We start from the raw sequence: 25,210 nt of genomic DNA, 5'->3' as shown, positions 1-25,210 counted from the left end.
ATAAAAGAGCAGCATTTAATCTAAATCTTATCCGAAAAATGTGCTTATATTTTCTAAAGGTGATGGTATTTCCTAAAAAAGATCTCAGTTATCGCTGCAAACAACGCTATATTTCTGTCCATTTGGAAGATTATTTAGTCCAATTATTTGGAAAAAGAGGTTAAGAAGATGATTGATTTGAAAAGGTACCTTTTCAAAAGTGATGTCAGGGCACAAAAGGATGAAGAGAAAATTTTCATGCGTACGGCGTGCTTATGCCCCTATTTTTCTAGAAATATGGTAAAATAGGGAGGATACGTGGTTTTGTGCAAAGTTGAGCCCAGTATGCTCTTTCACTAGGTTGAACTTTGTGGAAAACACGTAGCACTAAAAAAGATAATTGAGGAGTGTTCAATGTCGAAACAGGTATTTGAAACAATTTTTGCAGGCCGCAAATTGGTGGTCGAAACTGGACAAGTTGCCAAGCAAGCCAACGGTGCAGTCGTAGTGCGCTACGGAGATTCAACAGTACTCACAGCAGCTGTGATGTCCAAGAAAATGGCGACAGGAGATTTTTTCCCACTACAAGTTAACTATGAAGAAAAAATGTACGCAGCAGGGAAATTTCCTGGTGGCTGGATGAAACGCGAAGGCCGTCCGTCAACGGATGTGACCTTGACTGCGCGACTCATTGACCGTCCGATTCGCCCCATGTTTGCAGAAGGTTTCCGCAACGAGGTGCAGGTTATTAACACCGTTCTTTCTTACGATCCAGACGCTTCTGCACCTATGGCAGCTATGTTTGGGTCTTCCCTTGCGCTTGCGATTTCTGATATTCCCTTTAATGGTCCAATCGCTGGTGTACAGGTTGGTTATGCCAATGGAGAATTCATCATCAATCCAGACAAGGCGCAACAGGAAACCTCTCTGCTTGAATTGACCGTAGCTGGTAACAAGGATGCCATCAACATGGTGGAGTCTGGCGCCAAAGAACTCTCAGAAGAGATTATGTTGGAAGCTCTGCTATTGGGACACGCAGAAATCCAGAAACTCCTTGACTTCCAAAATGAAATCGTCGCAGCAGTCGGCAAGGAAAAAGCAGACGTTGAATTACTCCAAGTGGATCCAGACTTGCAGGCAGAAATCGTCGCAGCCTACAATGAAGACCTGAAAAAGGCTGTTCAGGTCGAGGAAAAATTGGCCCGTGAAGATGCGACCAATGCCGTGCGTGAACGCGTCATCGAAGCCTATGAAGAGCGTTATGCAGACCATGAGGAGCATGACCGTATTATGCGCGATGTTCACGAAATCTTGGAGTTGATGGAGCACGCAGAAGTGCGTCGATTGATCACGGAAGATAAAATCCGTCCTGACGGCCGCCGTGTGGATGAAATTCGTCCCTTGGATGCCGAAGTGGACTATTTGCCAAATGTCCATGGTTCTGGTCTCTTTACCCGCGGTCAGACCCAGGCCTTGTCTGTTTTGACTCTTGCTCCGATGGGGGAAACCCAAATCATCGACGGTTTAGAGCCGGAATACAAGAAACGCTTCTTGCACCACTACAATTTCCCACAATATTCTGTCGGCTCAACTGGTCGTTACGGTGCACCAGGCCGTCGGGAAATTGGACACGGTGCTCTTGGGGAACGTGCCCTAGAGCAGGTCTTGCCAAGCTTAGAAGACTTCCCTTATGCCATTCGTTTGGTAGCAGAAGTCTTGGAATCAAACGGTTCGTCTTCACAGGCTTCCATCACAGCAGGTACTCTTGCCCTCATGGCAGGTGGTGTGCCAATCAAGGCCCCTGTTGCAGGGATTGCCATGGGACTTATTTCCGATGGAACCAACTACACTGTCTTGACCGATATCCAAGGTTTGGAAGACCACTTCGGCGACATGGACTTCAAGGTAGCTGGTACCCGTGACGGGATTACGGCCCTTCAAATGGATATCAAGATTGACGGGATTACCCCACAAATCTTGGAAGAAGCTTTGGCCCAAGCCAAGAAAGCCCGCTTTGAAATCTTGGATGTAATCGAAGCAACCATTCCAGAAGTGCGTCCAGAATTGGCACCAACTGCACCGAAGATTGACACCATCAAGATTGATGTGGACAAGATTAAGGTGGTTATCGGTAAAGGTGGCGAGACCATCGATAAGATTATCGCAGAGACTGGCGTTAAGATCGATATCGACGAAGAAGGCAATGTGGCCATTTACTCTTCTGACCAAGACGCCATTAACCGTGCTAAAGACATTATTGCAAGCCTTGTACGTGAAGCTAAGGTCGGCGAGGTCTACAAGGCCAAGGTCGTTCGTATCGAGAAGTTCGGTGCCTTTGTCAACCTCTTTGAAAAGACGGATGCCATGGTGCATATTTCAGAAATGGCCTGGGCACGGACCAATCGTGTGGAAGATTTGGTCGAGATTGGTGACGAAGTCGATGTCAAGATCATCAAGATTGATGACCGTGGCCGAGTGGACGCCTCTATGAAGGCCCTCCTTCCTAAGCCAGAAGGGGTAGAAGAGCAGACTAAATCTGAACGCCGTCCACGTGAGCACAAATCACACGACAAACCGCACCACAACCGCAAACCACGTCATGATGATAATAGCTTTGGCGGTCTTAAGTTCCACGAGGTCAAAAAAGACTAGTTTTCAGCGATAAACAGTCTTAATGTTGTCTAGTTACTTTGGCTGGATGAGTTGGATGGGTGATTATCCCTAAGGTGCTTTGAGAAAGACTGGGCAGGCTGGATTTGTCTGAGGACTCTGAATAGCCTGTCCAGTTTTATGGATTGACTTAGGGATTTACCCTAAATGAGGAATAAAAAATCAGAAAAGAAAGCAGCAAGGAGGGGACTATGGGCTGGTGGAAGAAAACCATTGCAATCATTAAAGAGCTGGATCCGGCTGCTCGGACAACGGCTGAGGTACTCTTGACCTACCCTGGTGTCAAGGCGCTAGCTGCCCACCGCCTGTCCCATTGGCTCTGGGAGCATCATTTTAAACTTTTGGCCCGTATGCACAGTCAGTTTTGGCGTTTTTGGACCCAGATTGAAATTCATCCAGGAGCTGAGATTGCTGCTGGGGTCTTTATCGACCACGGCTCAGGCTTGGTTATCGGAGAGACGGCTATCATTGAGGAAGGGGTTATGCTCTATCACGGGGTGACGCTCGGTGGGACGGGAAAGGATGTGGGGAAACGCCATCCGACCGTTCGCAAAGGCGCTTTGATTTCTGCCCATGCTCAACTGATTGGCCCCATCGAAATCGGCGAAAACGCTAAGGTTGGTGCGGCTTCGGTGGTTTTAGCTGATGTGCCTGCTAATGTAACAGTTGTTGGGATTCCGGCTAAGGTTGTCCGAGTGCATGGGCAAAAGGATGAACAGGTTATTGACCAAATAGAGCAAGAACGTGATAGCCGTTACTATACTTCTAAGTTGGAAGAATTGCGCGACAACAGCCACCATTCTTCTGGTTTGTAGGAGGAATGATGAGAGTAGAAGCGTTAACAGCAGCAGAAGTCTCGCAGCTTGAAGAAGCCTTGGATCAATATGACAATCAGTTTATTCGTTATCCAAGAAAAGGGAATCTCTCTCTTGGAATCAAGGATGAAGCTGGGGAGTTATTGGCTGGACTAGATGCGACCATGCCAGCCTTCAACATCCTTTATGTCTCGATTGTTTTTGTCAAAGAAGGGTACCGTAGAATGGGGTTTGGAAAAGAACTCATGAAAGAGTTGGAAAATAGGGCAAAAAACCTTGGGGCCAACACCATTCGTCTGGACACCTTTGACTGGCAGGGCTATGACTTTTACAAAGCCATCGGCTATGAGGAAGTTGGGCATTATCGCCATGAGCGAGACGGCTATTCGGAGCATTTCTTTGTCAAATTCTTGTGAAATAGAAGGGGCACCAATGAAATCCACTACAAAAATGAGCATTCTAGCGTTTATCCTTGTGACAGGGCTACGTTCAGCCCTTCGCGAAGATTGGCTGTGGGTGGCAGTTTCTGGATTGACCTTGCTGGTTTATCTCTTGGAGCAGGGTCTGGGAGTTAAAAAATGATTTTAGAAGAATTTGAACCTGGTCCTGCGGTTATTGAACCGCACTTTGACTTTGAAGAAAATACGGCTATCGAAGAAGTTTGTGCTACCATCATTATGCCTTTTTCAGGGAGCTTGTTTGAGTCAGTCCAGCAGATGAAGGGGGTGCGTTACGGCGGTTTTAAGTCCAATATCAACGGCCAGCAACCCTGGTATATCTATGAAAGAGATGGGATCAAGGTGGCTGTCATGCTGGCTCAACTTGGGGCACCGGCCCTGATTGGGACCTTGGAAGAGCTCCAAGCCATCGGGTTTAAACAGTTCATTCTCTTTGGGACCTGTGGAGTCTTGGATGGCAACCTCGAAACCAATAAACTAATCGTTCCGACTAGTTCTATTCGTGATGAAGGCATTTCTTATCACTACGCACCGGCCAGCGATGAGATTGGCTATCCTGCTGACCATTTGGCAAGGTTTGGAGAGATGCTGGACAAGCATGGTATTCCCTATACCATGACCAAGGCTTGGACGACGGATGCTTTTTTCCGTGAAACGCCAGCCAAGGTCAAGCGCCGCAAGGAAGCAGGTGCGACTGTCGTCGATATGGAGTGGGCCTCTGTTGCAGCTTGGGCACAGTTTCGCCAGAAAGAAGCTTACCATTTCTTTTATACCTCGGACTATGTGGACCCTGAGGGAGGATGGGACATGCGCGAAGGTCACGATGAGGAAAATTTACTGGGATTCTTTGAGATTGCCTTGACCTTAGCCAAGGAATTAGAGAAACAAAAAAGCTAGCTGTATCAGCCCAGTTGGCTTTTTTCTGTGGTATAATAAGGAATATGAAGAAAGTATGGCTGCAAAGTTTGAGCTGTTTTCATAAATCGATGTGGCTTTGGAGTTCTCCTTTGAGCCCTGATCGGCCGAGATGACTGACTCAGCCTATCTGCTGTCTTTGGGGAAATGTCCCCAAAAGATAAATGATTGCCAGCTCTGCTATTGACCTGAAAATGAGGAAAACCATGATAAAAATTTATGATACCATGACCAGAAGTCTGCGGGATTTCGTCCCTCTGGAAGAGGGCAAGGTCAGGATGTATGTCTGCGGTCCGACGGTTTACAACTACATTCATATCGGTAACGCCCGAAGTGTCGTGTCTTTTGACACCATTCGTCGTTACTTTGAGTACCGTGGCTACGAGGTCACCTACATTTCTAATTTCACCGACGTGGACGATAAGATTATCAAGGGGGCTGCGGAGGCTAAGATGGGTACTAAGGCCTTTGCGGATAAGTTCATCGCAGCCTTTCGTGAGGATGTGACCAAGCTTGGCGTTAAGCCTGCAACGGTCCACCCCCGAGTCATTGACTTTATGGATGAGATTATCGCTTTTGTGGCAGATCTGATGGCCAAAGGCTATGCCTACGAAAGCGGTGGCGACGTCTATTTCCGCGTTGAAAAGGCCAAGGACTATGCCAAGCTCGCCAATAAGACCCTAGAAGATTTGGAGCTGGGAGCCAGCGGCCGTGTGGATGCTGAGTCAGCTCTCAAGGAAAATCCGGTCGACTTTGCCCTTTGGAAATCGGCCAAACCGGGCGAGGTGTCTTGGACCAGTCCATGGGGAGACGGGCGCCCGGGTTGGCATATTGAATGTTCTGTCATGGCGACAGAAATTCTTGGTGATACTATTGACATTCACGGCGGCGGGGCCGATTTAGAGTTCCCCCACCACACCAATGAGATTGCTCAGTCAGAAGCCAGAACTGGCAAGACCTTTGCCAACTACTGGATGCACAATGCCATGCTCAACATTGATAACGAAAAGATGTCCAAGTCTCTGGGCAACTTTGTCACAGCCCATGATATGTTGGAAACGGTTGATGGTCAGGTCTTGCGCTTTTTCCTAGCGACCCAGCACTACCGCCGTCCGGTCAATTATACTGAAAAAGCCATCCTAGATGCTCAGACCAATATCAAGTACCTGAAAAACACCTATTCACAGCCCTTGACCGGGCAAGCGGATGAGGGAGAGCTATCTACTTTTATCCAGCGTTTCGAAGAAGCCATGGACGATGACTTCAATGCTGCAAACGGTGTGACGGTGCTCTTTGACTTGGCCAAGTGGATCAACTCAGGCAACTACACCGCAAGGGTGCAGGCAGAATTTTCCCGCATGTTAGAGGTTTTTGGCATTGTCTTCAAGACGGAAGTTCTAGATGAAGACATTGAAGCCTTGATTGCAGAGCGTCAAGAAGCTCGCGCTAATCGCGATTTTGCGACCGCAGACCGGATCCGTGATGAACTGGCAGAGCAAGGCATTAAGCTCTTGGACACCAAGGATGGCGTGAGGTGGTTGCGTGACTAAGACCGACATCACCTTGATTAACGGCTTGGCCCTGGCTTTTGAAGGAGACGCGGTCTACTCCATGTATATTCGCAGGCACCTGATCTTTCAAGGGCAGACCAAACCTAGCCAGCTCCATTACAAGGCAACCCGGTACGTCTCGGCCAAGGCCCAGGCCAGCTTAATCACGAAAATGCTAGAGGAAAAACTTTTGACGGAGGAAGAGGAAGCCATTTACAAGCGTGGCCGCAATGCCAACACCCACACTAAGGCTAAAAATACGGACATCATCACCTATAAAATGTCCACAGGCTTTGAAGCAGTCCTAGGCTACCTCCACATGCTGGAACGCTACGACCGCTTAGAAGAACTGATAGCCTGGTGCATTGGGAAGGTTGAAGGAAAGGAAAGTATTTAGTCAAATTCAAAATCACTCATGGAATTTTCCACGAGTGATTTTTTAAATGAATTAGCTCTATACATCTCTGTAGTCAACCAGTTCAATTTTCTGCTGTCTGATCCAATCTTTGACTTGGGGACTTGTCAGAATATCTACTTCCAAACAACGAGGAGTCAATAGGCTGGAGTGGTTTAGGAGGTAATGATCTAGATAACCAGGGTGAAAGACACCGAGAGAGACGATGCTATCTGTTGTTTCTGCAACCATCTTTTCAATCATGGTGCGAGGGTTATAGTCAGGTTCCATGCTCTCCATGTAGAATCGCACCATTGATTGGCCGATAAGGATTGGCTCACCTCCCATCGAAAAACCAGAGTATTTCAGATCGTACTTATCAGCGATGTACTCTAGTCCTTTGAAAAAGTTTTGCGACGCGACAGCATGCCCTTCAAAATAATCAGGTTGTTTACCAAAAAGTTCGACAAAGCGATGGTATTGGGCTTCAATTTCTAAAATAGCCTCTTCAAAAACGACAAAATCCTCCGTCGATTCTCTATACACCTTAGAGGATTTAAAATACCCATTTTCATCAACCAGACTAGGAATCAAGCTAGGATCTGTTAGGGGCCTTTCTGCACAGATATTGGTATGAACCCCAAGGGCAATATCACAATCCTTGATTAAGTTAACACCATGCTCAGTCGCTGGCATATTAACCATGACACCTAGGCTTCTAATCAGTCCTTCCTTAATAGATTTTTCTATCCCATAGTTGACAGCCTCAGAATAACCAAGATCATCAGCACGTAGTAAGAGTTTTTTTGACATGTTCTATCCTTTCTTTTCTTTTTTTGCTGGAAAACCAATGACGTATGTCAGAACTGCTGTCACTATGAAGGCAATAGCAACAGAGATGCAACCGTTAACAGTATTAGTTGTTCCACCTCCAACATAGCCGAGCAAGGCCAAAAAGTTCGTTGCTCCCATGATATAAGTACCAACCTCAGTAATACCTGCATAGAGCCCGCCTAAAAATCCACCAATTACCAAAGCAATAAATGGTTGTTTATAGCGTAAGCCTACTCCATAAAGTACTGGCTCAGTAACACCGCCAACAATACCTGACACAAAATAACCAAATGCTAAAGACTTTTCACTTTTATCTTTTAGTTTTAAAAATGCACCTAGTGCCATACCAAAAGCTGCCCAAGTTGCAATTCCACCAGCTGTTAGAACAAAATGATCTGCACCAGTTTCTAACATTGCTGTCAAACCAAAAACAATCAGCACTTGATGCATACCAGACATCACTAGAAATTCCCACAAAGCAGCGACAACTGCTATAGCAATGAAACCACCAATGTTATGAAATGCAATTAACCCCGTACCAATCAGATCACCAATATAACCACCTAGCGGAGCTAAAATAACAAATGAAATCGGCACTAACATTGCAATAGTCAAGAAAGGAACAAAGATTGTTGATAGGACATCCGGAATGACTTTCTTAAAGAGACGCTCAATGTAAGACATCACCCAAACTGATAGAATCACTGGCAAGACAGTTTGAGCATAGTTATGCATCTTTGTTGGAAGGAAACCATAAATACTAAAACTTTGTCCATCAAGTGCAACTAATGATGGTACTACTAACATAGCCCCTGCAAATAAACCTAAGACTTGACTTGCACCCAATTTCTTTGCCGCTGAAAAACCAATAAAAATTGGCATAAAATAGAAAAAAGCATTGTATAGTGCATCAAAGAGAACATAAGTATCACTTTTTGCAGATATCCAGTTCAGTAAATCAGGCCCAAGAATAACTTGAATTGTTCTGAACATTGCCGCTGCCATCATCGCTGGTATCAATGGGGTCATAGACCCAGCCATGTAATTTAGAATATTTGAACCAATGGATTTCAGGGTCAATTTTTCCTTCGGCCTATCCAAATTCTCATGGATTTGCTTCTCCACGGCGAGGTTAGCCAGGGAAACAAATTCTGGATAAACCTTAGCAACGTTTTGTCCGATAACGACTTGGTATTGACCGCCTGATTCTACAACGGCTAGCACGCCTGGAATCGCTCCGATCTCATCCTTGTTCGGGATAGATGTATCCTTCAGGTTGAGGCGTAATCGCGTCATACAATGAGTCGCATTAGTCACATTATCTTTCCCACCGACTGCAGCCAGCACTTTTTCAGCAATGATTTTATTTGTATCTGTCATGAGATTCTCCATTTTTTTCATAAAGCCTGTTGATATGAATCATCAGGTAGAGTAGTTCGTCATCATTTGGGATAATGGCAGAGCTAACTGCCAGATAATCCATGATAGACATTGCAACACGGTAGATAGCTGGTTGAGAGCTTTTTAAGCTATTAAGAATAATTTCGTTGCCTTCAATAAATTGTTCCCCTGCACGTGCACGTTTTAGATAGTAACGAACGTGAGTTTGAAAACGATGGTAGTTAAACTCATCGCGATCAATTTTGAGCGCTAGCTCCTTTTCTATGACTTGAGTGATAATCTCGATTAACTCCTCTATATGTTGGGTATCTTCTGTTATGAGAGTATCTGCTCTGCTATTGATAAAGTGAAGTGCTATACTGGTTGCTTCGCTTTCAGGGAGTTGGACCTCTAACTCCTTGTTAATGAGTTCTACCGTTTTCTTAGCTATTTGCGTTTCTAAAGGATAGAGCTGTGCAATATCTTGAGAGAAGAGAAGCTTGACTTCTTGCATCTCCGTGGCGCGTTTAATGGCAAAGTGAATGTGATCTGCCAAGCTAAAGACTAGTGTCGGATTAAGCTTACCACCCAATTGTTTTTGGGCATTGTTCACGATTTCAACGCTTAGGAGCATCAAATTCTCGGGTAATTCCTGTAAGAGTAACTCAAAATGTGGATTGAGTTTGTAGAAAGTCATGTCAATTTTTGACAAATCTTCTAGCTCATAAGGTGTTTTTGGAAATCCTATTCCTTTGCCAAAGGCGATAAGTTCCTTACCATTATTATCAATGCATTCTGCAACATTATTATTGATTTTCTTAATAACTTTCATATCTCACCTTTTATCTCATTTGATATATAAAAAACTCTTCGTAAGACACACTCCACCCCCTTAATGTTGGTTGGTAATGCCTCCGAAGAGTAACAATCCGATTAATATTGGTTTTATTTTAATACATTTCGAAAGCGTTGTCAATAGTCTGTAATGGATTAACAAAAAAATTCTCGGCAGGAATAGTGGTGCGAGTTTGTCAATTGATTCTAGTGGCTCAGGGCTATTTTTCTAAAAATATGCTACAATAAACTCATGGAACATAATGATATTGTTTACGGCGTGCATGCCGTTACCGAAAGTTTACAGGCCAACACTGGCAACAAGCTCTATATCCAGGACGACCTGCGGGGCAAGAATGTGGACAAAATGAAGGCTCTTGCCGCTGATAAGAAGGTCTCTATCTCCTGGACGCCCAAGAAGACCTTGACCGAGATGACGGAAGGCGCTGTCCACCAGGGCTTTGTCCTGCGGGTATCGGAGTTTGCCTATGCGGATTTGTCGGTGATTTTGGAAAGAGCAGAAACAGCAGACAATCCCCTCATTCTCATCCTGGATGGGCTCAATGATCCGCACAACTTCGGCTCCATCCTGAGAACCGCTGACGCCACCAATGTGACAGGGGTGATTATTCCCAAGCACCGTGCCGTTGGAGTGACACCTGTGGTGGCCAAGACCTCGACAGGAGCTGTGGAGCATGTGCCCATTGCCCGTGTGACCAACCTCAGCCAGACCCTCGACATCCTCAAGGAGCGAGGCTTCTGGGTTTTTGGGACAGATATGGACGGTACACCGTCAACCAAGTGGAACACGGCTGGTAAGCTGGCCCTCATCATTGGCAACGAAGGCAAGGGAATTTCTGCTAATATCAAAAAACAGGTGGACGAGATGATTACCATTCCCATGAGCGGCCATGTCCAGAGTCTTAATGCCAGTGTGGCTGCCGCCGTGCTCATGTATGAAGTCTATCGGAATAGGCCCTAAAGCTGCGTCACCTCTATTTTGGTTCAAGGAGATAGAAAAAAGGATAGCATGAAGGAAAAAATTTTAATTGTAGATGGCTACAACATGATCGCCTTCTGGCAATCGACCAAGCAGGCTTTCAAGAAAGGAGATTTGGATGAGGCGAGGCATCTTCTTCTCAATCACTTGTCCAATTATGCTGCCTTTGAACACATTGAGATTATCTGTGTCTTTGACGCCCATCATGTGCCCGGCCTGCGACAGCGCTATGATGAATTTCAGGTAACTGTCATCTTTACTGAGGAAGATGAAACGGCTGATAGCTACATTGAGCGACTGAGTGCGGAACTGAAAGATTCAGGGAAACTGGTATCGGTGGCTACTAGCGATCTCAATGAACAGTGGGTCATCTTCTCCCAAGGCGCCCTGCGGGTTTCAGCCAGAGAATTAGAAGAGCGAGTGTTAAAGAATAAACAGAGTTTAGACCGTTTGATAGATACTAGAGAACTGTACACACCACGACTAAGCCCCTTGACAAGCGATCAACTGCAAGACTTAAAAAACCTCATGCAATCCTTGGACCCCTGAGGCCTTGCAGGAAGTCTACTACTAGAAAATCGGGTTCGCATAAGGTGATAATCCTCTTTTTAAAAGGTCTGGTTACTGACCTATTGAGGCTTAAGCAACCTTAAAATCATCTGATGAAGGAGTGATTGTTGGTAATCCTAAGCACTTCTGCAATTTAAGAAGGAGAAATATTAAGGGTCTAATTCGGAACTTCAGGGGTTTCAAAGTGTCTGGGGGAGAAGCAGATGTCCTTACCCTTATCACCAAAAAGAATGATGGTAATCTGGGGATGGGACACAGTCCTTACCGCTCAATTATTTTTGATTTGTTGAGCAAGACGCAGTGGTTGGGAGCTTGGACAGCCTGGGGTTAGGCTGTCCAAGGTTGCCTCCTAGAAATTAAAAAGAGACAATACTGGCTTTGCCAGTTTTAGAGTTGCCACTGCAGAGTTCCAAAGGTCCGGGGGACCTTTGGAAATTGGCAATAAAGCTGACGACGTCAGGGCAAAAACAGTTTGGGGAGTGATTATTTCATCCCGAACCTAGAAATAAAAGAGTGTGGAAAATCGAATTCTAAGGAATGACCGATTTCTGCCCCACTCTCTTTTTCTATGTAAAAATCAGCAGAAACCCTTGAATTTTGCTATAATAGGGATAAGAAGAAGGTGAGGAAAAGGGATTGCAAGGTATTATCGTTAAGGCACTAGCGGGCTTTTATTATGTCGAGTCGAACGGTCAGGTGTATCAGACCAGAGCCAGAGGGAATTTTCGGAAAAAAGGCCAGACCCCTTATGTCGGGGATTATGTGGAATTTTCAGCTGACCAGCAGTCTGAAGGGTACCTATTGGCCATTCATGAGCGGAAGAACAGCTTGGTTCGACCTCCGATTGTCAATATCGACCAAGCGGTTGTCATCGTGTCAGCCAAGGAGCCGGATTTCAGCCTCAACCTCCTCGATCGCTTTTTAGTGCTCTTAGAGCATAAGCAGATACACCCGATCATTTATATCAGCAAGACGGATCTTTTGACGGATGGGGACCTCGATTTGGAAGGGATTCGCACGGTCTACCAGCAGATTGGTTATGAGGTTATTTGGGACATAGCAGAGCTGCCTGAGCTGTTGAAGGACAGAGTGACGGTCTTCATGGGCCAGACAGGTGTTGGCAAGTCGACCCTACTCAATAAATTGGCGCCAGACTTGGCCTTAGAGACCGGTGAAATCTCAGATAGTCTAGGTCGAGGGCGGCATACGACTAGAGCGGTCAGTCTCTACAATCTCTACGGTGGTAAAATTGCAGACACTCCTGGTTTTTCGTCGTTAGATTACGAAGTAACAGATAGTGAGACCTTGAATCACTGCTTCCCCGAAATCAAAGACTTATCGCAGGGGTGCAAATTCCGGACCTGCACCCACACCCACGAGCCGGCCTGCGCGGTCAAACCTCTAGCAGGCACGGAGAATTTGGCCCAAAGCCGCTTCGACCATTACCTCTTGTTTTTAAGCGAGATTGAAAACCGCCGAGAAACCTATAAGAAGGTTGCTAAAAAAGGCTAGTGAGAAATCAAGAAGCCAGGCTTTGGACGTTGATTTGGACTGATGAAGTCAACTGAACATTGGTTACTGATTAAATGAAGGAGAAAGAAATGTTTACAGATAAGATTGCCCCATCTATCTTGGCGGCAGATTATGCGAATTTTGAAACTGAGCTCAAAAAAATAGAAGCTTCAGGCAGCGAATACGTCCATCTGGATATTATGGATGGTCATTTCGTGCCCAATATCAGCTTTGGTGCAGATGTGGTGGCCAGCATGAGGCCGCACAGCAAGCTGGTTTTTGACTGCCATCTGATGGTTGCTAACCCTGAAAAGCACATTGAGAATTTTGTGCGAGCTGGTGCAGATATTATCACTATCCATGTTGAGACTAGTCAGCACATCCACGGAGCCCTCCAAAAAATTCGAGCAGCAGGTGTCAAGGCAGGTGTTGTGCTAAACCCTGGAACGCCTGTCTCTGCGATTGCCCATGTGCTTGAGTTGGTAGACCAGGTACTTGTCATGACCGTTAACCCTGGCTTTGGAGGGCAGGCCTTTATCCCTGAAATGTTGGAAAAAATCAAAGAAATTGCCGCCTTACGAACAGCCAAAGACCTGTCTTTTGATATTGAAGTGGATGGTGGTATTGATAACAAAACCATCGGCTTAACCAAGGATGCGGGAGCCAATGTCTTTGTGGCGGGCTCCTACGTCTTCAAGGGAGATGTGACTGAGCGTGTAGCCAGCCTTCGTGAGGTGTTGAATGGTTAGGTGGGGAATGTTGGCAGGCGGATCTTTTTCTGAGTTGCCGCTCATGTTTGAGGCCTACGCGGGGATTGATAGGGGTGCTGTTACCCTTTTGGAGAAGGAATTGCCACTTGATTTGGCAGTCGGTGACTTTGATTCGGTATCTTCAGCAGAGCTGGAAAGGATTCAGAAAGCCTCCAAGGAGCTCCTTGTTCTAGCTGTTGACAAGGATGATACGGACCTGGAAATGGGGCTAAAGGCCATCTTTCAAAGGGATCTAGAAGCCCATGTCACGGTTTACGGGGCGCTTGGAGGACGGATGGACCATGCCTTGTCCAGCGTCTTTCTCCCCTCTCATCCTGATCTAGCCCCATTTATGCGCCAGATTCAGCTGGTCGATGACCAAAACGTGATCGCCTTTTATCCTCAGGGGCGGCAGGCAGTCACCCCTCTTCCAGGATACGACTATGTTGGCTTCTTGTTGGAAGGTGAGGGGCAGTTGACGATCGAGGAAGCCAAGTATAATCTGACCTCTTCTAGCTACTTTAAGCGAAAAATCTACGGTAGCAATGAATTTTTAGACCAGCCTATTTCGGTAACAGTGCCAGATGGTTACTTGGTCGTTATCTACAGTAAGGATTGATTATGGATGTATTGCTCATTGTCTTACTGATTCTAGTCTTGGTGGTTCTTTTTCTTCTTTGGCAAAGGCAGAGCTGGCTGATTCGGGAGTTGGAAGACCAGTTGGACGGCCAGTCAGACCGTATCGCCGATCAGATGACCTATCTGCTTGAAAGGTCTAACCAAGAACAATTGCGGGACCTTCATCAGGCGACCAGTCAGACAGCTGATCGGCTAACAGCTGTCCGAAAAGACCTCTATGAAAATTTGACCGATTTCAGACAGGACCTGTCCCAGAGTTTAGAACAGAATCGTAATAGTGTCCAACAAGGACTCCTGCGTCTGCAAGACTCCAACGACCAGCGCTTGGAAGCCATGAGGCAGACGGTAGAAGAAAAGTTAGAGAAGACTCTTCAAAGCCGCTTGCAGACCTCCTTTGAGACAGTCTCGAAGCAATTGGAAGCTGTCAACCGTGGCCTGGGTGAGATGCAGACGGTAGCGCGTGATGTTGGGAGCCTCAGCAAGGTCTTGTCTGGCACCAAGACCAGGGGGATCCTAGGTGAGATTCAACTGGCTCACATTATCGAGGATATCATGGCGCCTAGCCAATACGAACGCGAATTTGCCGCCGTTTCTGGTGCTAGCGAGCGAGTCGAATTTGCCATAAAATTGCCAGGAACCAGCCAAGGGCAGCTTGTTTACCTGCCCATCGATGCCAAGTTCCCTTTGGAGGCTTATTATCGGCTAGAAGAGGCCTATGACGCAGGTGATAAGTCCGAGGTCGAAGCAGCCAGAAAAGCTCTATTGGCTGCGGTTAAAGGATTTGCAAAATCCATTCACAAAAAATACCTCAACCCACCCGAAACCACACACTTTGCCATCATGTTTTTACCGACAGAAGGACTCTACGCAGAAATCGTTCGTCAGCCGGCCTTCTTTGATGACCTGCGTCGAACGGAAAATGTCTTGGTCGCTGGTCCATCAACCCTGTCAGCCTTGCTCAATTCCTTGTCAGTCGGTTTTAGAACCTTAAACCTTCAGCAATCGGCGGATGACATCAGTAAAACCTTGGGACAAGTCAAGACAGAATTTGGTAAATTCGGTGGCCTCTTGCAGAAAACACAAGTGCAGCTGGAGCGAGCCTCTCGAAATATTGATAGTCTTTTGACCACTCGTACACAGGCCATTGAACGGGCACTGAGAACCATTGAATTAACAGGCGAACAAGGGGAGACTACCTTAGACTTGGCCTGGGAGGAAACAGATGAAAATTAACCAGATGAAAAAAGATGAGCCCTTTGAGGGCTTCTATCTGATCAAGACCGCTGAGCTTCGCCAAACACGAGCTGGCAAGGATTACCTGGCCTTCACTTTTCAGGATGAAACAGGTACCATTGAAGGCAAACTCTGGGACGCTCAGCCCTACAATGTAGCTGAATTTACTGCTGGAAAGGTAGTCTTCATGCGTGGAATGCGAGAGGTTTATAACAACACGCCGCAGGTCAACCAGATAAGCCTCAGATTGCCTAAGGCTGGTGAGCCCACCGATCCAGGGGAATTTAAAGAGAAACCACCCGTTGATATCTCAAACACCAAGGACTATCTCCAGCAGATGATTTTCCGGATTGAAAATGCGACCTGGCAGCGCTTGGTGCGTAGCTTATACGCCAAGTATGAAAGGGAATTTTACAGCTACCCAGCTGCTAAAACCAACCATCATGCCTTTTATGCGGGTTTGTCTTATCATACAGCGACCATGGTCCGTTTGGCGGATGCGATCGGGGATATCTATCCTCAGCTCAATAAGAGCTTGCTCTTTGCGGGAATCATGTTGCATGACCTGGCCAAGGTCATTGAGCTGTCTGGTCCAGACGACACCTCCTATACGGTTCGAGGCAACCTTATTGGGCATATCGCTCTAATTGATGAAGAAATCACTAAGGCCTTGATCGAATTAGGGATTGACGATACCAAGGAAGAAGTGACCGTCCTGCGGCATGTTATTCTCAGCCATCATGGCTTGTTGGAATATGGCAGCCCTGTTCGTCCTCAGATTATGGAGGCTGAAATCTTACACATGATCGATAATATTGATGCCGAGATGATGATGATGATTACTGCTCTGGATAAGATTGCGCCTGGTGAAATGACCAACCGCCTCTTTGCCATGGACCACCGTTCTTTTTACAAGCCCAACTTGTGAGCAGGGAACAGCGCATTATCTTTTTCCTAAAATCTCAATAAAAACGAAAAACGGACTTTTGAATGTAAAAATAGTTCGTTTTTTAATTAATGTGTTATAATAGAAGAAAATTCAAAAAAGAGGACGAATGGATGAAAATAAGACGAAGTGAACGTATGGTACTGATTTCAAACTACCTCATCAATCATCCCTATGAACTGACCAGTCTGACCAATTTTGCAGAACGTTATGAATCTGCCAAATCTTCGATTTCTGAAGACATCTCTATTATCAAAAAAGCTTTTGAGGCTAGTGAGATTGGTTACATTACAACTGTGACAGGGGCAGGGGGAGGCGTTGTCTTTACGCCATCGATTTCTGACCAAGAAGCGCGTCAGGTAGCAGAAGCACTTAGAGATCGCTTGTCAGAAAGCAACCGTATTTTACCAGGAGGTTACATTTACCTATCTGATCTGTTATCAACACCGAGCTGGTTGAAAAAGATCGGTAGGATTATTGCCAAGACCTTTAAGGATCAAAAGATTGATGCAGTCATGACTGTGGCGACCAAGGGGGTTCCTTTGGCTAACGCGATTGCGGATGTCTTAAATGTTCCTTTTGTGATTGTCCGCCGAGACCTCAAAATCACAGAAGGTTCTACAGTATCTGTCAACTATGCTTCGGGCTCAAGTGGCCGGATTGAGAAAATGTTCTTGTCCAAGCGCAGTTTGAAACCTGGCAGTCGGGTGCTGATCGTGGATGATTTCTTAAAGGGTGGCGGTACCATCAATGGGATGATCAGTTTGTTGACTGAATTTGATAGCAGTCTAGCAGGAGTGGCTGTATTTGCAGACAATATCCAAAGCAAACGTGAAGGGGTTCCCTACAAGTCTCTCCTTTCAGTGACCAATATCGATACGCAGAATAATGTCATTGATGTTGAATTGGGGAACATGTTTGACGACCAGTGATGAAAAGCAAAAGAGTAGTGCTCTGATCAAGAAGGGCATTGCTTTTTATTGTTTCAATATGAGAGGCTTTAGAGTTATACTGATTCAGAATATGACAAAATAAGAATGGCAGTCGGGCGAGACAACCATCTCTATGCAGGTTTGGGACTGATAAGGGCAGATTTGACCCAGATGGCTGTTAGATACCGTGTCTTAGAACCTGTATTCACAATAGAAACATTGACTAGAATAGGCTAATTTTAACCTACTCACTATCAGATGTCCTGGAAATACGGGCATTATTCCTGCAACAAATTGTTCTCATTTGGCCCAAAACTAGCCTAATTAGCTTAGTATCCCTATTGTGAATACAGATTCTTAGTTTTCTTGTGTTATTCCTCTACTATAGTTGCAATTTAGAAACTGGCATGCTATTATAGAGAAGATGAGAAATCAGAGGAGGAGCATCTAATGGAAGCCATCAAGGTCTTCAATAATAATGTTGTCCTGGTGCAAGATGCCCAAGGTCAGGAAGCGATTGTGATGGGACGAGGTCTAGGATTTCAAAAGAAAACAGGAGACCAATTGGACGAATCACTGATAGAAAAGATCTTTGTCTTATCCGAAACGCAGTTTACTTCCGCTGTCTCAGGACTCTACACGACTTTGACGCCTAAGGAAGTTGATATTTTCCAAGCCATTGTTTCTAAGGCTGCCCTGGTCCTAGAGGTTGATTATAACGATCATTTTTACTTAGCCTTGGCCGACCATTTGCACTTCGTCTTGGAAAGGGCTGCTCAAGGGATTTTTATCAAAAATCCTCTGGTTTGGGAGGTCAAAAAATTCTACAAGCCAGAATACCAGCTAGGACTTGAAGCGGTAAAATTGCTCAATGAAAGTTTTAGCTTAGAAATTCCAGAAGATGAAGCAGCATCTATCGCTCTGCATTTTGTCAATGGCCAAAAAAATGTCCAGCAGATGGATGACACCTTAAAGGCCACTAAGTTAATCCAAGAATTGATCAATATTGTCAGACGTTTTTATGTGATGGAGTTTGATGAGAGCAGCATGTCTTATATGCGCTTCGTAACGCATCTGCAGTATTTTGCGCAACGTGTCTTATCCGGCCAAAACACAGATACAAAGGATGGTTTCTTGTTTGACCAGGTAAAACTCAATTATCCTAAGGCGTTTGCTTGTGCAGAACTTTTAGGAAAGTATGTCCAAGCTAGTTATCAATTTCAGGTATCTCAAGATGAGCTTGTCTATCTGACCATCCACATTCAGCGATCAACCACAAAAGAGTAAAGAGCTGGTAGCTACTCCCCTAGGTCAGAACAATGATCTAGGGATTTTCAATCGGTAAAGGAAAATGCATGCAAAAGTATGAATTATTAGCTAGGGAACTCCTACAAGCCGTTGGGGGAGAAGGGAATGTCCAGCAGGTTAGCCACTGTTTGACGCGTTTGCGGTTTAGGCTAAAGGATGACAGTTTAGTAGACAAAACTTACCTCGAAGCCCATCCAGATGCCTTGGCACTCGTTCAAGCGGGAGGCCAGTTCCAGATTGTTATTGGCCACCATGTGGCTGATGTGTATGCTAAGCTTTTGGAGATTTCTTCCTTGAAGGATAAGACGGATCGTGCCAAACGAGACTCGGGGAATTTGTGGGATAACTTTATAGGAGTGGTCTCGGCCGTATTTCAACCATCGATGGGCGTTTTGGTAGCGACGTCAATGATCAAAGGGATTGTGGCTATTTTGACATTCTACGGTTTTACGGCAGAAAATAGTGGTGTATATGTCCTTTTGGAAGCAACTGGAGATGGTTTTTCACAATTTCTACCGATAGTTCTTGCAATCAATGCGACCTCCTATTTCAGGTTGCATTTATTCACGGGTGTTGCATTGGCGGCGGCCCTTCTTTATCCTAGCCTCAATCTGGCACAAGAACTTCCGAATTTTTTAGGTTTCCCTATCAGCCTTCCTCCAGGTGGCTATTATCAGACAGTGCTTCCTATCATCATTGCAGTCTGGTTTGCCTCTATTGTGGAGGGCTGGCTAAAAAAAGTAGTGCCTGATATGGTGAAAGTTTTTCTGGTCCCTTTTTTAACCTTAATTGTAACAGTACCGCTTACCCTGCTAATTTTAGGTCCGATTAGCATCACCTTGTCAAATGGCGTAGGCATGTTTTTCCAGGGACTCTATCATTTCAGTCCTATCTTGCTTGGTTTGGTTCTAGGCGGACTCTGGCAGGTTCTGGTTTTGTTTGGACTCCATTGGGGCTTAATTCCGATTATGACTATTCAAATGGAACAACAAGGTTTCTCGCCATTGTTGGCCATTATCACCTTTGTTAGCTTCTCCCAATTGGGAACAGTTCTCGCTATCATTTTAAAGACAAAAGACAAGCATAAACGGCGCATGGGTTTTCCGACAGCCTTATCGGCCCTGTTTGGTGTGACTGAGCCGGCTATTTATGGTTTGAGTCTGCCTCTGCGCTTTCCTTTTTGGGCTAGTAATCTCGGCGGTGCTATTCAGGGGGCTTATATCGGCTGGACCGCCACCCATTCCTTTACCATGGGTGGTCTAGGAATTTTTGCCTTGGCTAATTTTGTTGATCCGAAGGGACAGGACCTTGCTAATCTACTCCAAGCTATAGTGGCTATGCTTATAGCCACTGCATCGGGCTTTCTTTTGACCTATTGGATGAGGTTTCCGGATTCTAATGAAGCGACAGACTTGGGAGAATCGACTCAGCGACTGGTCCATCATTCAGCGACGATATCGAGCCCTTTGGGAGGTCAGGTTATTCCCTTGGAGGAGATGCCCGATCCTGTTTTTGCTAGTGGCACTTTTGGCAAGGGACTTGCTATAAGACCTGACCAAGGAATCCTGTTTTCACCTGTTCATGGGCAAGTGACTAGCCTTTTTCCTACCCAGCATGCTATCGGTTTGATCTCGGAAGAGGGGGTTGAGTTATTGATCCATATCGGCATTGATACGGTGCAAGCTCAGGGTCAAGGGTTTATTGCTTCAGTATCTGTTGGTGATACCATTGAGCTAGGACAGGTTCTCATCCAATTTGATCAGCAGTCCTTGGAGAGTCAAGGGTTTGATTTGACAACCGCTGTAGTCATTACCAATGGAGGAACATATTTAGACATCTTGATGACAAAGGCAGTAGAAACGATACCAGGAGAGACAATTATGACAGTTGTCGGGATGTAAGGCATATCAGAGCTCCCTAATTCTACCTAGATCGTGGCAAGCGAAATAGTAACATTTTTAAAAATAAAGGGAGAAGTATTTGACAAAAGATAAGGGCTATGGTATGATGATAAACGGTACTTTTTACTTTTGGTCTCTCAAAAGTGTATAGAGACGTGCTGACAAATGTTGCAAAAGTACACACAGTTCTAGGCTGTCACCGGTGCTAGGACAACCAAAATTAAAAATTTTACAGGAGTATGTAGATGCCTACAATTAACCAGTTGGTTCGCAAACCGCGTAAATCAAAAGTAGAAAAATCTAAATCACCAGCTTTGAACGTTGGCTACAACAGCCACCGCAAAGTGACAACTAACGTGTCTTCACCACAAAAACGTGGTGTTGCAACACGTGTTGGAACAATGACGCCTAAAAAACCCAACTCAGCCCTTCGTAAATTTGCTCGTGTGCGTTTGAGCAACCTTATTGAAGTAACTGCTTACATCCCAGGTATCGGCCATAATTTGCAAGAGCACAGCGTGGTGCTTATCCGCGGTGGACGTGTAAAAGACCTTCCAGGGGTACGTTACCATATCGTCCGTGGTGCCCTTGATACAGCGGGTGTAAACAACCGTAAACAAGGCCGTTCTAAGTACGGTACGAAGCGTCCAAAAGGGTAAGAAGGGAGAGTAACAAATGAGTCGTAAAAATCGTGCACCAAAACGCGAAGTTTTGGCAGATCCACTATATCATTCACAACTTGTTACCCGTTTGATTAACCGTCTCATGCTTGATGGGAAACGCGGTGTAGCAGCTAGCATCGTTTACGGTGCTTTTGAGCAAATCCAAGAAGCAACTGGCAATGCACCACTTGAAGTATTTGAAGCAGCGATGGAAAACATCATGCCTTTGCTTGAAGTACGCGCACGCCGTGTCGGTGGTTCTAACTATCAAGTACCGGTTGAAGTTCGTCCAGAACGTCGTACAACACTTGGTCTTCGTTGGTTGGTAACTATCGCTCGCAACCGCGGTGAGCATACTATGGTTGACCGCCTTGCCAAAGAAATCATGGATGCAGCGAACAATACAGGTGCTGCAGTTAAGAAACGTGAAGACACCCACCGTATGGCAGAAGCCAACCGTGCCTTCGCACACTTCCGTTGGTAATCTAAGATACGAGAGCGTTAAACAAGTCCTAGACAAAATAGGAAAAACGACGACGAAGCTTAAGCTTCTAGGAGATTTTATCTTTTTGTCAGTGACTTGTAGCTCGAGTTCAATTTTGGTATATTAAGGACGAGCATACAAGTGAAAAATAGGAATCTGACGATGATTGCTTGCAATCAAGGAAGATTATCATTTTTCACTGGCAGTATGCCGGCCGTATTCAACTCGTTTAATGCGAGTTGTAGCCCGAACTTAATTCTAATTCACTAGGATTTTAGGGCGAGTTCAGTTCAATTTGCTTTCCTTAGCAACTTGTTGCTGAATTATCTACCAACATCCAACTTAAAAGAGAAAACTCGAACGGGTAGGTCCTGCCTATCCGTTCTTTCTAAAAAAATGGTATAATATTACCATCACACAAAAAATAGGAGAACATAACCTCATGGCACGCGAATTTTCGTTAGCAAAAACTCGTAACATCGGTATCATGGCTCACGTCGATGCCGGTAAAACAACTACAACTGAGCGTATCCTTTACTACACTGGTAAAATCCACAAACTTGGTGAAACTCACGAAGGTGCGTCACAGATGGACTGGATGGAGCAAGAGCAAGAGCGTGGTATCACCATCACATCTGCTGCGACAACCGCTCAGTGGAAAGACACTCGTGTTAACATCATCGACACCCCAGGACACGTGGACTTCACCATTGAAGTACAACGTTCACTCCGTGTCCTTGACGGTGCGGTAACTGTACTTGACTCACAGTCAGGTGTAGAACCACAAACTGAAACAGTATGGCGCCAAGCAACTGAGTACCGCGTACCACGTATCGTATTTGCCAACAAGATGGACAAAATCGGTGCGGACTTCCTTTACTCAGTATCTACTTTGCATGACCGTTTGCAAGCAAATGCGCACCCAATCCAGTTGCCAATCGGTGCGGAAGATGACTTCACTGGTATCATCGACTTGATCAAGATGAAGGCTGAAATCTACACCAACGACCTTGGTACAGATATCCGCGAAGAAGATATCCCAGCTGAGTACCTTGAGCAAGCTCAAGAATACCGTGAAAAATTGGTCGAAGCCGTAGCTGAAACTGATGAAGAGCTCATGATGAAGTACCTTGAAGGTGAAGAAATCACTGAAGAGGAATTGAAAGCTGGTATCCGTAAGGCAACCATCAACGTTGAATTCTTCCCAGTTCTTTGTGGTTCTGCCTTCAAAAACAAGGGTGTTCAGTTGATGCTTGATGCGGTGCTTGACTACCTGCCAAGCCCAATTGATATCCCTGCTATCAAAGGGATCAACCCAGATACAGATGCCGAAGAAGAGCGTCCATCATCTGACGAAGAGCCATTTGCGGCCCTTGCCTTCAAGATTATGACTGACCCATTCGTAGGTCGCTTGACCTTCTTCCGTGTTTACTCAGGTGTTCTTAACTCAGGTTCATACGTGATGAACACGTCTAAAGGTAAGCGTGAGCGTATCGGACGTATCCTTCAAATGCACGCCAACAGCCGTCAAGAAATCGAAACGGTTTACTCTGGTGACATTGCTGCTGCCGTTGGTTTGAAAGACACGACTACTGGTGACTCATTGACTGACGAGAAGGCAAAAATCATCCTTGAATCAATCAACGTTCCAGAACCAGTTATCCAACTCATGGTTGAGCCTAAGTCTAAAGCTGACCAAGATAAGATGGGTATCGCTCTGTCTAAATTGGCTGAAGAAGATCCAACCTTCCGTGTTGAAACTAACCCAGAAACTGGTGAAACAGTTATCTCAGGTATGGGTGAGTTGCACTTGGATGTCCTTGTTGACCGTATGCGTCGTGAATTCAAGGTTGAAGCTAACGTTGGTGCACCTCAGGTATCTTACCGTGAAACCTTCCGCGCTTCAACTCAAGCACGTGGTTTCTTCAAACGCCAGTCTGGTGGTAAAGGTCAATTCGGTGACGTTTGGATCGAATTCACACCAAACGAAGAAGGTAAAGGTTTCGAGTTCGAGAATGCTATCGTTGGTGGTGTGGTTCCACGTGAATTCATCCCAGCGGTTGAAAAAGGTCTCGTAGAATCTATGGCTAACGGTGTTCTTGCTGGTTACCCAATGGTTGATGTCAAAGCGAAACTCTTCGATGGCTCATACCACGATGTCGACTCATCTGAAACAGCCTTCAAGGTGGCGGCTTCACTTGCTTTGAAAGAAGCTGCTAAATCAGCTCAACCAGTTATCCTTGAGCCAATGATGCTTGTAACCATCACTGCTCCTGAAGACAACTTGGGTGACGTTATGGGTCACGTAACTGCTCGTCGTGGTCGTGTAGATGGTATGGAAGCTCGCGGTAACGTTCAAGTTGTTCGTGCTTACGTGCCACTTGCTGAAATGTTCGGTTATGCAACTGTACTTCGTTCAGCAACTCAAGGGCGTGGTACCTTCATGATGGTCTTTGACCACTACGAAGATGTACCTAAGTCTGTACAAGAAGAAATTATCAAGAAAAACAAGGGCGAAGCATAAGAGTATTGATTGCTCCTAGCTAACCTCCTTAAAATAAAAAATCCTATAAGGAAATTGAATCGCACCCCAAAAGTTAGAAAATCTAACGATTAGGGGTGTTTTTTTATGAAAAGAACTTATGAGAATGAGTTTGTAAAAGGAGCCCAGCGAATTAAAGGTCGTTCGACAAACGCTCTCATTGATTTCAAAGATCGAGCTGAAATGGTATCCTTAGAGTGCTTGAAATTGCTACTGTCAATTTAATTTCTACCTTCTAACACCGCATATTCAATAATCAAGGGAGTAACTGTTGAGAGTGGGATTATTGAAATCAGTGTGCGAACACAGTCAAAGGAGTGAATGTTTGGGATTGGAAAACTAGCAAACAAAGTTTTCTCAATTATTAAATGAATCAATGAATCTTTGAACTTGAAAGGTAGAAAAACTTGCAATCAGCTGTGATTGGTATTGAGGCTTCCAATCACTGCGTCAAGTTAGTGAGTCTAAAATTAACGTCAACAAGCCTATTGATTAATCGTAAGAAGACTTGGAGTATCTGAATCCAAAATTCAATAAGAGCACTCGGTGAAGATTCTCAGTCATATAGAAAAACATTGCCATTTTATAGTCTAGATATTACAGAAGGATTTAAAAAACGTAGGAGGCGTTGTGATAAATGTAGTTATGAAGTAAAAAAACTAAGTGGTCGCATTAGGAAATCACTCTGCCTCCCGATGACATTTAACCGTTCATGCTTAAAAACCGACCGTTTATGAAATCCTTGGATAATTTATTGTCAGATAGATTATACTCTTTCTAAAATCAAGCTTTAGGAGGGAATCATGAAATTTGAAACGATTTATGCCAAGGTAACAGGGATTGTCCACAAGACTCGTAAGGATTACTATATTCAGCTCTGGGACCAGTCGGACTGGGATCAGG

The 25,210-nt window shown here is 45.2% G+C and carries 24 protein-coding genes and 1 pseudogene; 22 read left to right on the top strand and 3 right to left on the bottom strand.

Annotation, left to right across the window (positions count from 1 at the left end; translation table 11 throughout):
- The 8 genes and pseudogenes from ABID29_RS10810 to ABID29_RS10775 form a co-directional block, all read left to right on the top strand.
- Positions 1 to 164 (top strand): annotated as a pseudogene (locus ABID29_RS10810) (ISAs1 family transposase); the annotation flags it as partial.
- A gap of 229 nt (positions 165 to 393) precedes the next feature.
- Positions 394 to 2,631 carry a polyribonucleotide nucleotidyltransferase gene (gene pnp / locus ABID29_RS10805; protein WP_354366137.1) on the top strand — a complete coding sequence of 746 codons (2,238 nt, stop codon included), beginning with the start codon at positions 394 to 396 and terminating at the stop codon, positions 2,629 to 2,631.
- Between the two features lie 209 nt (positions 2,632 to 2,840).
- A complete protein-coding gene (cysE, locus tag ABID29_RS10800) occupies positions 2,841 to 3,464 on the top strand; it encodes a serine O-acetyltransferase (RefSeq protein WP_354366136.1) in 624 nt (207 codons plus the stop codon).
- Between the two features lie 8 nt (positions 3,465 to 3,472).
- Positions 3,473 to 3,880, top strand: coding sequence for a GNAT family N-acetyltransferase (locus tag ABID29_RS10795; RefSeq protein WP_354366135.1), 408 nt, complete (start codon positions 3,473 to 3,475; stop codon positions 3,878 to 3,880).
- 16 nt (positions 3,881 to 3,896) lie between these two features.
- Positions 3,897 to 4,046, top strand: coding sequence for a hypothetical protein (locus tag ABID29_RS10790; protein WP_354366134.1), 150 nt, complete (start codon positions 3,897 to 3,899; stop codon positions 4,044 to 4,046).
- The gene (locus ABID29_RS10785; protein ID WP_354366133.1) at positions 4,043 to 4,819 is read left to right on the top strand and encodes a nucleoside phosphorylase; all 777 of its coding nucleotides are present in this window, start codon (positions 4,043 to 4,045) and stop codon (positions 4,817 to 4,819) included. The genes ABID29_RS10790 and ABID29_RS10785 overlap by 4 nt, the downstream gene beginning before the upstream one ends.
- Before the next feature lie 224 nt (positions 4,820 to 5,043).
- Positions 5,044 to 6,387 (top strand): cysteine--tRNA ligase, encoded by a 1,344-nt coding sequence (cysS, locus tag ABID29_RS10780; protein ID WP_354366132.1) that lies wholly within the window; start codon positions 5,044 to 5,046, stop codon positions 6,385 to 6,387.
- Positions 6,380 to 6,784 carry a Mini-ribonuclease 3 gene (locus tag ABID29_RS10775; protein WP_354366131.1) on the top strand — a complete coding sequence of 135 codons (405 nt, stop codon included), beginning with the start codon at positions 6,380 to 6,382 and terminating at the stop codon, positions 6,782 to 6,784. The genes cysS and ABID29_RS10775 overlap by 8 nt, the downstream gene beginning before the upstream one ends.
- A gap of 57 nt (positions 6,785 to 6,841) precedes the next feature.
- Here ABID29_RS10775 and ABID29_RS10770 read toward each other — a convergent pair whose 3' ends face one another.
- The 3 genes from ABID29_RS10770 to ABID29_RS10760 are packed head-to-tail and all read right to left on the bottom strand — an operon-like array spanning position 6,842 to position 9,827.
- A complete protein-coding gene (locus ABID29_RS10770) occupies positions 6,842 to 7,594 on the bottom strand; it encodes a ChbG/HpnK family deacetylase (RefSeq protein ID WP_354366130.1) in 753 nt (250 codons plus the stop codon).
- Positions 7,595 to 7,597: 3 nt separating this feature from the next.
- Positions 7,598 to 8,995 (bottom strand): PTS transporter subunit EIIC, encoded by a 1,398-nt coding sequence (locus ABID29_RS10765; protein WP_354366129.1) that lies wholly within the window; start codon positions 8,993 to 8,995, stop codon positions 7,598 to 7,600.
- Entirely contained in the window at positions 8,979 to 9,827 is an 849-nt protein-coding gene (locus tag ABID29_RS10760) for a PRD domain-containing protein (RefSeq protein ID WP_354366128.1), read from the bottom strand. The genes ABID29_RS10765 and ABID29_RS10760 overlap by 17 nt, the downstream gene beginning before the upstream one ends.
- A gap of 255 nt (positions 9,828 to 10,082) precedes the next feature.
- Between ABID29_RS10760 and rlmB the strand changes: the two genes are divergently transcribed.
- From rlmB to fusA, 14 genes are all read left to right on the top strand, one after another.
- Positions 10,083 to 10,811 carry a 23S rRNA (guanosine(2251)-2'-O)-methyltransferase RlmB gene (gene rlmB / locus ABID29_RS10755; RefSeq protein ID WP_354366127.1) on the top strand — a complete coding sequence of 243 codons (729 nt, stop codon included), beginning with the start codon at positions 10,083 to 10,085 and terminating at the stop codon, positions 10,809 to 10,811.
- A 48-nt stretch (positions 10,812 to 10,859) separates the two neighbouring features.
- Positions 10,860 to 11,378 (top strand): NYN domain-containing protein, encoded by a 519-nt coding sequence (locus tag ABID29_RS10750; RefSeq protein ID WP_354366126.1) that lies wholly within the window; start codon positions 10,860 to 10,862, stop codon positions 11,376 to 11,378.
- Positions 11,379 to 11,583: 205 nt separating this feature from the next.
- Positions 11,584 to 11,730 (top strand): hypothetical protein, encoded by a 147-nt coding sequence (locus ABID29_RS10745; protein ID WP_354366125.1) that lies wholly within the window; start codon positions 11,584 to 11,586, stop codon positions 11,728 to 11,730.
- Between the two features lie 305 nt (positions 11,731 to 12,035).
- Entirely contained in the window at positions 12,036 to 12,911 is an 876-nt protein-coding gene (gene rsgA / locus ABID29_RS10740; RefSeq protein ID WP_354366124.1) for a ribosome small subunit-dependent GTPase A, read from the top strand.
- An 89-nt stretch (positions 12,912 to 13,000) separates the two neighbouring features.
- A complete protein-coding gene (rpe, locus tag ABID29_RS10735) occupies positions 13,001 to 13,660 on the top strand; it encodes a ribulose-phosphate 3-epimerase (protein WP_354366123.1) in 660 nt (219 codons plus the stop codon).
- Entirely contained in the window at positions 13,653 to 14,279 is a 627-nt protein-coding gene (locus ABID29_RS10730) for a thiamine diphosphokinase (RefSeq protein ID WP_354366122.1), read from the top strand. The genes rpe and ABID29_RS10730 overlap by 8 nt, the downstream gene beginning before the upstream one ends.
- A gap of 2 nt (positions 14,280 to 14,281) precedes the next feature.
- Entirely contained in the window at positions 14,282 to 15,532 is a 1,251-nt protein-coding gene (locus ABID29_RS10725; RefSeq protein ID WP_354366121.1) for a DNA recombination protein RmuC, read from the top strand.
- Positions 15,522 to 16,460, top strand: coding sequence for a 3'-5' exoribonuclease YhaM family protein (locus tag ABID29_RS10720; RefSeq protein WP_354366120.1), 939 nt, complete (start codon positions 15,522 to 15,524; stop codon positions 16,458 to 16,460). The genes ABID29_RS10725 and ABID29_RS10720 overlap by 11 nt, the downstream gene beginning before the upstream one ends.
- 131 nt (positions 16,461 to 16,591) lie before the next feature.
- A complete protein-coding gene (purR, locus tag ABID29_RS10715) occupies positions 16,592 to 17,410 on the top strand; it encodes a pur operon repressor (protein WP_354366119.1) in 819 nt (272 codons plus the stop codon).
- A gap of 450 nt (positions 17,411 to 17,860) precedes the next feature.
- The gene (gene licT, locus ABID29_RS10710; RefSeq protein WP_354366118.1) at positions 17,861 to 18,697 is read left to right on the top strand and encodes a BglG family transcription antiterminator LicT; all 837 of its coding nucleotides are present in this window, start codon (positions 17,861 to 17,863) and stop codon (positions 18,695 to 18,697) included.
- A gap of 68 nt (positions 18,698 to 18,765) precedes the next feature.
- Positions 18,766 to 20,619: a beta-glucoside-specific PTS transporter subunit IIABC gene (locus ABID29_RS10705; RefSeq protein WP_354366117.1), complete on the top strand. Its 1,854-nt coding sequence runs from the start codon at positions 18,766 to 18,768 to the stop codon at positions 20,617 to 20,619.
- Between the two features lie 245 nt (positions 20,620 to 20,864).
- Positions 20,865 to 21,278, top strand: a complete 414-nt coding sequence (gene rpsL, locus ABID29_RS10700) for a 30S ribosomal protein S12 (protein ID WP_168549930.1) — start codon at positions 20,865 to 20,867, stop codon at positions 21,276 to 21,278.
- A gap of 16 nt (positions 21,279 to 21,294) precedes the next feature.
- Positions 21,295 to 21,765, top strand: a complete 471-nt coding sequence (gene rpsG / locus ABID29_RS10695) for a 30S ribosomal protein S7 (RefSeq protein ID WP_354366116.1) — start codon at positions 21,295 to 21,297, stop codon at positions 21,763 to 21,765.
- 442 nt (positions 21,766 to 22,207) lie between these two features.
- Positions 22,208 to 24,289, top strand: coding sequence for an elongation factor G (fusA, locus tag ABID29_RS10690; RefSeq protein WP_354366115.1), 2,082 nt, complete (start codon positions 22,208 to 22,210; stop codon positions 24,287 to 24,289).
- Positions 24,290 to 25,210 lie beyond the last annotated feature (921 nt).

It is taken from the genome of Streptococcus rupicaprae (genome assembly GCF_040545225.1).
Lineage (GTDB): Bacteria > Bacillota > Bacilli > Lactobacillales > Streptococcaceae > Streptococcus > Streptococcus rupicaprae.
The sequence above is the reverse complement of the archived record's forward strand: the minus strand, read 5'-3'. Positions and strand labels throughout refer to the sequence as shown.